Source organism: Siminovitchia fortis, assembly GCF_007681465.1.
GTDB lineage: Bacteria > Bacillota > Bacilli > Bacillales > Bacillaceae_C > Siminovitchia > Siminovitchia fortis.
Map to the genome: position 1 here is coordinate 1 of NZ_VEKZ01000035.1, position 11148 is coordinate 11148.

General features: G+C 41.0%; 9 protein-coding genes and 2 pseudogenes. 8 read left to right on the top strand and 3 right to left on the bottom strand.

The window, feature by feature from the left end; genetic code table 11:
* Positions 1-563, bottom strand: a pseudogene (locus FS666_RS11935) (IS4 family transposase); the annotation flags it as partial.
* On the opposite strand from FS666_RS11935, the pseudogene FS666_RS11940 reads away from it, so the two are divergent.
* The 3 genes and pseudogenes from FS666_RS11940 to FS666_RS11955 form a co-directional block, all read left to right on the top strand.
* Positions 562-666, top strand: a pseudogene (locus FS666_RS11940) (oxidoreductase); the annotation flags it as partial. The pseudogenes FS666_RS11935 and FS666_RS11940 sit on opposite strands and share 2 nt — an antisense overlap.
* A 543-nt stretch (positions 667-1209) precedes the next feature.
* Complete coding sequence (locus tag FS666_RS11945; RefSeq protein WP_120074216.1) at positions 1210-1455, top strand: hypothetical protein; 246 nt, start codon at positions 1210-1212, stop codon at positions 1453-1455.
* A gap of 286 nt (positions 1456-1741) precedes the next feature.
* Positions 1742-2134, top strand: coding sequence for a VOC family protein (locus tag FS666_RS11955; protein ID WP_120074212.1), 393 nt, complete (start codon positions 1742-1744; stop codon positions 2132-2134).
* Between the two features lie 638 nt (positions 2135-2772).
* On the opposite strand, the gene rpsD is transcribed toward FS666_RS11955, so the two are convergent.
* Both rpsD and FS666_RS11965 read right to left on the bottom strand, forming a co-directional pair.
* The gene (gene rpsD / locus FS666_RS11960) at positions 2773-3375 is read right to left on the bottom strand and encodes a 30S ribosomal protein S4 (protein ID WP_144462279.1); all 603 of its coding nucleotides are present in this window, start codon (positions 3373-3375) and stop codon (positions 2773-2775) included.
* Positions 3376-3645: 270 nt separating this feature from the next.
* Entirely contained in the window at positions 3646-5196 is a 1551-nt protein-coding gene (locus FS666_RS11965) for a plasmid pRiA4b ORF-3 family protein (protein WP_144462281.1), read from the bottom strand.
* A gap of 242 nt (positions 5197-5438) precedes the next feature.
* Here FS666_RS11965 and refZ point away from each other — a divergent pair, with 242 nt between their 5' ends.
* From refZ to FS666_RS11990, 5 genes are all read left to right on the top strand, one after another.
* Positions 5439-6101, top strand: a complete 663-nt coding sequence (gene refZ, locus FS666_RS11970) for a forespore capture DNA-binding protein RefZ (RefSeq protein WP_120074206.1) — start codon at positions 5439-5441, stop codon at positions 6099-6101.
* A gap of 397 nt (positions 6102-6498) precedes the next feature.
* On the top strand, positions 6499-8208 hold the full coding sequence (ezrA, locus tag FS666_RS11975) for a septation ring formation regulator EzrA (protein WP_120074203.1): 1710 nt from the start codon (positions 6499-6501) through the stop codon (positions 8206-8208).
* A 195-nt stretch (positions 8209-8403) separates the two neighbouring features.
* Positions 8404-9555 (top strand): cysteine desulfurase family protein, encoded by a 1152-nt coding sequence (locus FS666_RS11980; RefSeq protein WP_120074201.1) that lies wholly within the window; start codon positions 8404-8406, stop codon positions 9553-9555.
* Positions 9552-10763 (top strand): tRNA uracil 4-sulfurtransferase ThiI, encoded by a 1212-nt coding sequence (gene thiI / locus FS666_RS11985; RefSeq protein ID WP_120074199.1) that lies wholly within the window; start codon positions 9552-9554, stop codon positions 10761-10763. The genes FS666_RS11980 and thiI overlap by 4 nt, the downstream gene beginning before the upstream one ends.
* Positions 10764-10866: 103 nt before the next feature.
* On the top strand, positions 10867-11067 hold the full coding sequence (locus FS666_RS11990) for an alpha/beta-type small acid-soluble spore protein (RefSeq protein ID WP_120074197.1): 201 nt from the start codon (positions 10867-10869) through the stop codon (positions 11065-11067).
* The last annotated feature ends 81 nt before the right edge of the window (positions 11068-11148 follow it).

The following is an 11148-nucleotide window of genomic DNA, read 5'->3' on the forward strand; positions in this document are numbered from 1 at the left end:
CTCATGCCATAAAAGTGTTTGATCTCTACGTGCTGTTTGAGCCATTTAAAGAATAGCTCAATTACCCAGCGTTGACGGTAAATTTCACTAATCTCTTCGGAATCCAGATCGAAGCGATTGGTAATTAATCGTAAAGTGTTTCCCTTTGTATCCACTACTTTAAGAAGGCGGAACACATTCTCTGTACGATTTTGAGTAGAACCAATGTATACCATTTTATCGGATAAAACAGTAGAATCTTCGGGCACAGCAAAAGTCTCTACTTCACGAATGACGGCGTTTTTCTTCAGTCTTGACACGAAGAAATAGCCCTCATCGGTCATTCGATCAAATCGTTCGTAGTCAACATATCCACGATCAAACACATACATGGCATCCTTATCGTCTACAAGGATTTCTAGTTGATTTCTGTCATGTTCTTTAGCTGTTGTAATTTCCGCTTTTTCAGGATAGACGGTGTCTTTATCCATAAACACTAGTCGTAGATGTAGCTTAACTCCTGCTTTTGTTTTGCGGAATTTTGCCCACTTATGATTCGTTAGGTTTAGTGGAAGCGTGTCCGAACGTAAAAAATTGGAAGCGCGGGATATCGCGAAAGCCGTAGTATATGCGGTCACTCAGCCTGATTATGTGAATGTCAATGAAATTACAGTGCGGCCCGTATAAACTGAATTTAACTATTCCAGAGCAGGCTGTAAAGCTTATCTATGAGCCTTGTTGATAATTTGTTGCAAGGGGATCTCAAGGTGATATACATTTCCAAGCAAAATATCAGCTATGGCATCAGAGCAAGATAAAAAGTTAAAAAGAGGAAAAGCGCTTGGTTAAAGCGCTCTCGTAAATAATATTCAGCTTCCTTTTACGCATCAGTATCCATAATACATGTGGTGGTGAGGATGGACATGATGCATTGAATACGGGTGGATTCCTTGATGCTGAAGTTGGAGCTGATCCAGTCCATATCCGTGATGATGCAAGTGATGGTGCATTGGATAAACATGATGGTGCATAGGGTAAGCATGATATCCATGTAAATGAGGATGCATTTGATCACCTTCTTTTAAATTGGTCTATACACCATATGACCCAAGAAAAAACATGAAACCTTTTTTGGATGAAATGGGTATTTGTCTAATTTTAAAGAATGGCAGGCCGCGGCAAACGGAATATTTTTGTGAACCCGAGATAAAGTATTTGGAGGTGTCATTAATGAAATGGGAAGATGTACGCCAAGCATTTCCAAAGCAATGGGTATTGATAGAGGTTGCACAAGCATACACAAACGATGAAAGCGAACGTATTTTAGAAGAAATTACTCCTTTAAAAAAGTTTTCAAATTCTCCTGAGGCAATAAGAGTGTATCAAGAACTTCATCGTGAAAATCCCACTCGAGAATTGTACATTCTCCATACGAGTCGAGAGAACCCTAATATTATTAAAAGTGGGCAGGTGTAAGACGTTAGTGAAAAAGTTAATCATTGACGATGGACTATTGTAAACCGGATGACAACAAAGGTGATTCCCATACTGTCAAGGCACGGTCAAAAAATGTCGAGCCAAAAGGATTTCTTAAAAATACCCCAATATTAAAGTCATTTGAAAAAGATGATGTATTTTATTCGGTAACATTTATACGTCAATTTGAAAATGCCAGTGTTGTTGAAGCTCTAAACAATTCAATTAACGAAGTAAAGAAATTAAACAAGCTGAAACTAATAAAACTACAATAAGGAGAATGAAAATGAATTTTCGCTTGGAACTATTTGTAAAAGATTTGCAAAAATCTATTAGGTTTTATGAAGAAATCCTTGGCCTTACATTCTATAAAAAACATGAGACTGGTGCAATGATTAAACATGTGGACTTTGCATTATTATTAACTCATGACGCTATTCTTAATGAAAATCATTATTTAAAAAAGGGAGGTCTTAATCCGAAAGGTAAAGGTATGGAGCTTGTCCTAGTTTCTGATGATATTGAGGGATTATACCAACATGTATTAGAAAAAAACTATCCTATGGAATCTGAACTTAAACTACAATCTTGGGGAATGAAGGATTTCCGAATTATAGACCCGGATGGTTATTATTTAAGGTTAACCTCAAATAAGCTAAATGATGAACTTAAGCAATAGATGCTTGTGTTAATATCTGGCCATTTTTGCATATACAACAATCGGGCGCGATTGTTGTATAAACCCTTAGATTTAAACGACTTTATTGTTATATGTTAAGTATTTTATATCAAAAATCAAACATCTATAACCCCGTCCATAACTTGGAAATTCATTCAATGTTACATAACCCTTCATAACCGTTCCTTCTATTCCCAATCCTGTTTGGAAGAGGACTTTTATCAACAAATTAGCAATTGGGCCGGAATACAAACTAGGTGAGTGCGATAAATAAGTGCACGATTCAATGATGAAGTTTACCAGCAAAAAAACTATTGGGCTGGCTGGAAAAGGTAATTGTGATTAAGTCCGGCTTGAAAAAAATCTCGATAAGAATTGTTAACCAATCCTTTATCAAGATCTTTAGTGGTTTCACTATGTAAATTTGGTATCAAAAAAAATATATAATTTCAGCATTGTCCGCTAATTTTTATTAAAAACTTGCCCCAAAAGTTGCCCCACTTGCCCCAAAAAGTGCCCCAAAACAATACATTATTTTACGTTAGTTTACAACCCTAAAATAAAACAAAAAGCCCCAAAACCTTTATATACCAAGGGTTTGGGGCTCTTTAAATACTGTGTTCTACAAAGCAATTCTATTATCGTGAGTAGAACTCAACGATAAACGATTCGTTAATTTCTGGTGGAAGTTCTGAACGCTCAGGAAGGCGTGTCAAAGATCCTTCAAGCTTGTCTGCATCGAAAGAAACGTAGTCAGGAACAAAGTTTGTCGCTTCTACTGATTCTTTGATGATCGCAAGGTTTTTTGATTTTTCACGTACACTTACAATTTGGCCAGGGTTTACTTTGTATGATGGAATGTCTACGCGGCGTCCATCAACAAGGATATGCCCGTGGTTGACAAGCTGGCGTGCTTGACGGCGGGTGCGTGCCAAGCCAAGGCGGTAAACGATGTTGTCAAGGCGTTGTTCAAGAAGAATCATGAAGTTAACACCGTGTTTACCTTGCATTTTGCCGGCTTTGACGAATGTGTTTTTGAATTGGCGCTCAGTAACACCGTACATATGACGGAGTTTTTGCTTTTCCTGCAACTGAAGACCATATTCAGAATGCTTTTTACGTTGGTTTGGACCATGTTGTCCTGGCGCATAAGGGCGCTTTTCTAATTCTTTTCCAGTTCCGCTCAGTGAGATTCCGAGACGGCGGGAGATTTTCCAGCTTGGGCCGGTATAACGAGCCATAGAAGACTCCTCCTTAGGTTTTATTTTGTTGTAAAATAAAAACCGTTGCGAGAATACAATGCTGGGTATTTTGTTTTCATGTACCTTCGCCCTAGCAGCAGCGGGTTACGCGATACACCTCAAAACGCGAGGAACAAAATACGGTCAACAGAATATTCATCAAGGCTGCAATTATTTTACACACAAAGAACATTATAGGGCCCGATGAAAGAAAAGTCAAGATGCCGGTTTTCGCTTCTTCGCTCCAGATTAATGGCATTTCTAGTATTTTTACATCATCTGCGCCAAATATTGCTTAAACTCATCCGTCAACGGCAAGCGTTCCGCTTCTATCACTGTTGTCCCAAGTTCATACAGGAGCGGTTCAAGCATATGAAATGTATGGCTTTTCAGCCATACCTCCCTCGGATTTCTTTCAAGCTGATTCATCATCATTAAAAATGAGTTTTGGTAATAGCCCACTTCAGGCTGACCTTCTGCCAAATCTTGAAATATAACCTGGCCGCTTCGTTGATCGATTGCTACTGCCATTAACGGGAAATATGGTCTTTCTCCGGGTTTTTCCTGTACCGGTGTATCAACTCTGAAAAAATCAATTTCAATTGGTGTATCGTATTTTTTATATTTCAGTGAACGTCTAATATCCATTTCCGGCACTAACAGCTGCTGTTCTTCGGGGGAGGGCTGCTGTGACTTCCATCTATCGGGCGAAAGCAGCGTGGTGTTCCATTGCGTTTTGTCTCCTTGCGTTTTCGGAACTCTGCCTATAACCGGGTTATCTCCCGTAAAGTATGGAATTTCCAGTCCATTCTCTACTTCTTTTATCACTTCAATCGCCTGCTCAACTGCGATTGTTAATAAACGAGCCTCATCCGCCTCAATGACCCATGGGACAAAACCAGGTTTAAAGCTTCTGAATTGCTGCCATTGCTTCTTTCCTCTAAAGGCCATTCCGTTATCCTTGATCAACTGATAATCTTCGTTTTCGAGTTCATCCCGATTAACAAACGATAAAAGTATGCTTCGCTGTTCTGTTATTAGTTCAAAAGTATCAATGTCTTCTTTCATTGTTTTTAACAAATTCTGATAGCCATCGGGACCGATATATACCGCCATGCCAAACTCTTCTCCCATCGCTCCCAAAATGCTGCAAAATAAATATTCGCTTGTCAGAGGATCTTTGACAACAAAAATTTCATCGTTATCAAACAAATCCCATGGCTTCAGGGCGTTAAATTCCTTTGCCTTTATGAATAATTCCTTCATGTTGATATCCATCTGATCGGAATTTGTTTCAACAGGCTTGGCAAATGGGGATAATGCCTTATTTACTGCTGCCGTTAATTTTTTGGAGTCCACTTCTTCTACTTCGTACAGCTCTTCCAAAAGTTCACCCCTGCTATCTTCTTCGGGAGCATACTGGACTGCTTTCACACAATGCGGGTACAATACCCCTTCCTTTGGGGAAATGATTTTTTCCAAAAGAATTTCATGTTTCCAATCATCGCCAAAATCATAAGTATAAACGGCTTTATCCTTTTCCACTAAGAACCAGTCCGATAATTTTTCCTCTTTTTCATCATAAATATCATGCATATTAAAGCCCCACGGATCGTTATCATCCGACCCTATTTCTATCTGGTGTATATTCCTTCCGCTGGACTTTTTCATCATAAAGGCATGCAAGTGATAATCATCCCAGTCAAAAGCAGCTTGAATGATTTCATGCATTTGATAAAATGTCATGCTGCTATCTACCTGCAGTCTTCTCCATACAGGCGGGCTCATGTGCATTAGCGTTACTTTAAATTGAAAAATCATTCTGTGCCCTCCAAATTGTATCCTTTTAAACGAGTTTAAAGCATTAAGTAAGAAATGTGAATGATTACCGCAGGACTTGGAAGTGGTTTTATCGGTTTTCGCAAAAATCTGTCGAGTTATTTTCAGAGGATATATATAAATTGAAGCCGAATTTATACTTAAGCCCAGGTACAAGTCGCCTATTTCGTATCATGAGACGATTTATGGTTTATAGAGAATGCTTTAAAAAGGGAGGGTCCACAATGTCCGGCCAAGGAGGAAAAACAAAGGAGGCCATTATCGAAGCGGCCATTGAATTGTTTACAACCAAAGGGTTTAAGGGGACGACAATCCGCGATATCGCAGCCAGGGCAAAATTGAATCCGGCGAACATTTCCTATTATTTTCAGGGAAAACAAGGGCTGCTGGAGGCGTGCCTTGTCAGTTTTTTCGAACCTTATTTAACGCTGTTGGAAGAAGAGAAAAAGAAAGTCGACTGGGAGGATCCGCAAGTTTGCCTTCACAGGGCCATAAGAAAAGTCCTTGTTTTCCAAAGTGACAATCATTTGCTGACCCGGCTTGTATGGAGGGAAATCACGATTGATTCGCAAGTGTCAAGGGAGATCATTTCTTCCTATCTGATGAAAGAGAGGTATTACCTGAAAGCATTGACATCCTCGGCGCTGGGCGAAAATCATTCTGCGCTCCCTGTCAGCATGATGATCATCCAATTAAAGGGAATGCTTTCCACTCCTTTTTTAAACAGCCAGTATGTCAGCGAGGTTTGGGGAATGCATCCGAAAGACCCTTATTTTATAGAGAAATATTATGAATCGGTCATAGACTGGATTCAAGCGGCTGTGAACGTTCAAAAGAGCGCTTTATATGTGGCCCGTCGCCCTTCCCCGGTTGTAAAGACTGTTTAAAAAAATGCTGCCAACCAAATTTTGGGGCGGCTTTTTCTAATTTTAGAACAGAACCTGTTTTATTCTGGAAAGCTAAAGAAAGCATAAAATTTTACCGAATTTTCTCTTCAAACAAGATTAACGTAATGTCCAGCTTCAGGCGCCATCGGCTCGAGGTCATAAGCCAATCGCTGATGAAGGCAAATTACGCCTTCTTCAGCGCTCGTCTTATGCTTGTCGCCGATAAACGGGCGCCTTGCGCTTTTCTTAAGAATAAAAGAAAAAAACGATAGAAAAATTGCATTTATGCGTCAAAAATTGTCGCTGTCGTGGTATCATAGAAGGACATAACTGAACTAATAAAATCGCTTGATATACATAGTTTTTGCTGAATGATGGAAGGAGCAGGGGACAGATAATGAAATACGGTGTTGAACTCGTCATCAGTGCAATCATTCTTATCATAATCATATTCATTATTGGATATATGATCAGGAAAAAATATTATAAAGAAATTGACCAGCTGGAAGCAAGGAAAATGGAAACGATGAACCAGCCTGTTGTTGAGGAACTGGCTAAAGTAAAAAAATTGAACATGACGGGGAAAACAGAAGAGATGTTCGAACAGTGGCGCCAAGCATGGGACGATATTATCACCGTTCAGCTTCCCCACATCGATGAACTCCTTTTCGAAGCCGAGGAGTACACGGATAAGTTCAATTTCAAGAAAGTGAAAGATACCCGTATCCAGATTGAAAGTGAACTGGCCAAGATCAATGAACAAATACAAAAAATCCTTGCTGAATTAAAAGAGTTGATAGACAGCGAAGAAAGGAACAGAACGGATATTGGGAGCCTGAAAGAAAAATATGGTTTGGCAAAAAAACGTCTGCTTACTGAGTCTCATACGTTTGGGGAAGCTGCGAAGAAACTGGAAGATCAGTTAAAGTCAGCGGCCGAAAAAATCTCGAATTATGAGACATTAACTGAAGAAGGCGATTATATTGAAGCCCGCAAGGAAGTTGTTTCGCTTTCCGGGGAGCTTGAAAGCCTGATTTACAGAATGGAAAAAATCCCTGATTTGCTTACGGACTGCCAAACAATCATCCCTTCGCAAAAAGACGAACTTTTTCAAGGGTTTAAAGAAATGCAGGAGCAGGGATACGTCCTGGACCATATTCAAATGGAAGCCATTATGGAAAAAATGGAAAAGCAGCTGAAGGCGTACAGGGAGTTCCTGATCCAGACAGAAGTCGATGAAGTGGCTGAGGGACTGGAAGAATTAAAGGAGCAGATTGAACTCCTGTATGATCTCCTGGAAAAGGAAGTTTATGCAAGACATTATGTCCTTCAGAAGAACGAAGAGACCGAAGCATATTTAAACAAATTGAAAGAAGCAAACGAGCAGCTTAAATCTGAAACAGAACTGGTTCAGGAAAGTTATCAATTGTTTGATAACGACCTGAATATACCGCATGATCTTGAAAAAAGCTTGGGTCAGCTTACGAGACGGTATGAGCTGCTTGAAGGGAAGATCAAGGAAGACCAATCAGCTTTTACTTCGTTAAGCGAGGAATTAAATGAAATCGAAAGCGGGCTGGAAAAATTGGAAACAAAACAGCAATTGTTTGCGGAACGTCTGCAAAGCTTGCGCAAGGATGAAATGGAGGCCAGGGAAAAAATCGCCCTTTTAAAAAAGAAAGTCAGCGATATCGTCAGGATTGTCCAAAAAAGCAGAATGCCCGGACTTCCAAACGATGTCGAATCATTGTATGAGCAAGCTTCCGAGCAAATTGAGGATGTTTTCAGAAGCCTCCAGGAAAAACCGCTGAATATGAAGTCCGTCCAAAGCCATTTATTCGAGGCAACTGACACAGTCGACCATTTGTACAGCCGGACGGAGGAACATATTGAAAACGCCCGTCTCGCTGAACAGGTCATCCAATACGGAAACAGGTACAGGGGCCAGCATCCCCAACTCAGGGCTGACCTTGACAAAGCTGAAAAGGCATTCCGCAATTATGAATACCGCTCATCACTTGAGCAGGCTGCTGCTGCGGTTGAAAAAGTGGAACCCGGAGCTTTGAAAAAAATCGAAGAGATGTTTAACGAAGAAATCCATGTGTGAAAATGATAGCTTAGGGAAAAGAGTGCTTCGGATGAAGTGCTCTTTTTTTGGGGACAGGACCCCACCACATTAAAGTGGTAACGAATTAACGCAGTGGGGACCTGTCCCCGATGAGTTAATATTTAATTTACAGCGTTCATGTGTTATTATGTATGATTGATTATAATAATGAATCAGGTTAGTAGGTGGCCTTAAATGATATATTTTGACAATAGTGCGACAACGAAGCCATATGAAGAAGTTCTCCAGGCATTTGCGCAGGTGAATCGGGATTTTTTCGGAAATCCTTCATCGCTTCATGCCCTTGGGGGAAGGGCCGAACAATTGCTTAAAACTGCACGGGAGCAGATTGCCCAATTGGCCAGAGTTCACGCAAATGAAATTTATTTTACATCAGGCGGTTCGGAAAGCAATAACTTGGCGATAAAGGGGACAGCACTCATGCATCGCGGCAGGGGGAACCATATTATCACGACAAGTGTCGAGCATCCGTCTGTTCAGGAAGCGTGTGAACAGCTTCGCATGCTCGGGTTTGAGATCACTTATATCGACGTTGATCAAAACGGCCATGTCTCAGCCGATGATGTGATCCGGGCAATAACGGACAAAACGATTCTTGTCTCGATGATCCATGTCAATAACGAAGTCGGAACAATCCAGCCTGTCGAAGAAGTCGGCCGGCGTTTAAAAGATTTTCCAAAGGTGCTTTTTCATGTCGACAATGTTCAGGGTGCATGCAAGGTCCCTCTTGATATTTATAGATCCAATATTGACTTTTGCACCTTTTCCGCACATAAATTTCACGGATTGAAAGGCAGCGGTTTTCTTTTTGTAAAAAAAGGCGTGAAAATCTTTCCTTTGATTTCAGGAGGGAATCAGGAGAAGAATTTAAGAAGCGGGACAGAAAACACAGGCGGTATCGTTGCAATGGCGAAAGCTTTTCGTATGGCGGAGGATAAAAGGAGATCCTTGTCAGAAAATCTGTTGGAACTCCGCAACTATATCATGAATCAGCTGGAAGAAGTGCCGGGCCTTGTTATCCATACGCCCAGGGACAATGCCGCACCGCATATTGTGAATGTTTCAGCAGTTGGTTTAAAAGGTGAAGTCATTGTCCATGCACTTGAGGAGCAAGGAATTTTTATATCAACAACAAGCGCTTGTTCATCAAAAGACAAAACCCCGAGCGGCACTTTAAAAGCGATGGGAGTGTCAGAAGAAGAGGCAGCAGGGGCGGTCAGAATCAGTCTTTCCTATGACAACACGCCGGAAGAAGCCGAAAAGATGGTCCATGCGCTTAAACAGGTTATAGACAGATTAAATAAAGTAATGAGGCGAAATAAATGAAATATGACAGAATTTTAATCAGATATGGAGAGCTGACATTAAAGGGGAGGAACCGGAAGTTTTTTGTCAGAAAGCTTAAAACCAACATTCGGATGATGCTTCGAAGGTTCCCGCAGACACAAATTGAAACATTGCATGACAGGATGTATGTTCTGTTGAATGGAGAGCCGTATGACCAGGTGAAGGAAAGACTTGCCAAAGTGTTTGGTATTCAATCATTCAGCCCGGCAATCAGGACAGAAAAAGATCTTGATCAGATCAAAGCCGCAGCCCTTCATATTGTGAAACAAGCCCATATTCCCGGGGGAACTTTTAAAATATCAGCGCGCCGGTCGGATAAATCATTTGAATACGATACCCAGCAACTGAATTACGAAATTGGTTCGCATATTTTAATCAATGTAGAGGATATTACAGTTGATGTAAAAAAACCTGATATCAATGTGATTGTAGAAATAAGAGGCGAAGGAGCGTTTGTTTCGGGGGAAGTTGTCCAGGGCCAGGGCGGTTTTCCTGCAAGGTCATCAGGTAAAGGGACGTTGATGCTGTCCGGCGGGATTGACAGCCCTGTTGCAGGGTACCTGGCGATGAAACGGGGAGTGGACATTGAGGCCGTGCATTTTCACAGCCCGCCATATACTAGTGAAAGAGCGAAACAAAAGGTGCTCGATATTGCCTCAAAGCTTGCTGAATTTTCCGGCCGGATCAAAGTCCACATTGTCCCGTTTACAGAGATCCAAGAAAAGATCCACGAGAAAATACCTGAAGGCTATACGATGACATCCACCCGCAGAATGATGCTCCGGATTGCGGATGAAATAAGAAAGAAAAATGATGCGCTTGCCATTTTTAACGGCGAAAGCCTTGGACAGGTGGCGAGCCAAACGATGGAAAGTATGCTTGCCATCAATGAAGTTACAAACACTCCTATCTTACGCCCGTTGATTGCCATGGATAAAGTGGAAATCATTAAGATTGCAACCGAAATAGATACATTGGAGATTTCCAACAGGCCCTATGAAGACTGCTGTACTATTTTTACACCGCCGGCTCCAAAAACCCGGCCAAAAACGGATAAAATTGTTGCTTTTGAAAGCAAGTTTGATTGGGCCCCACTATTGGAAAAAGCTGTGGAAGAAACCGAAACACTCGTCATTAGAAGTGAAGGAAACGAGCAGGCAAATGACAATCATCTCAACCTTTTTTAAAATGAAATAAACAGCTGCCAAAAGCTAGGAAGAATTACCAACATTTTATTGAATGATGCCATGTGTTTTCGCACAATATAGGCTTACAAGGAGGTGAAAACACATGGCAAACAACAACAGCAACCAAATCCTTGTTCCTGGAGCAGAGCAAGCGATCGACCAAATGAAAGTTGAAATTGCACAAGAGTTTGGAGTTAACCTTGGAGCAGACACTACTTCACGCGCTAACGGATCTGTAGGTGGTGAAATCACCAAACGCCTTGTAGCAATGGCTCAACAACAAATGGGCGGACACGCAAGATAACAAATTTAATATGAATGGCTTTAAAGCGGGGAACTGGTCCCCGCTTCTTCGATTTTACAATATAAAAAAATTTTACCATCT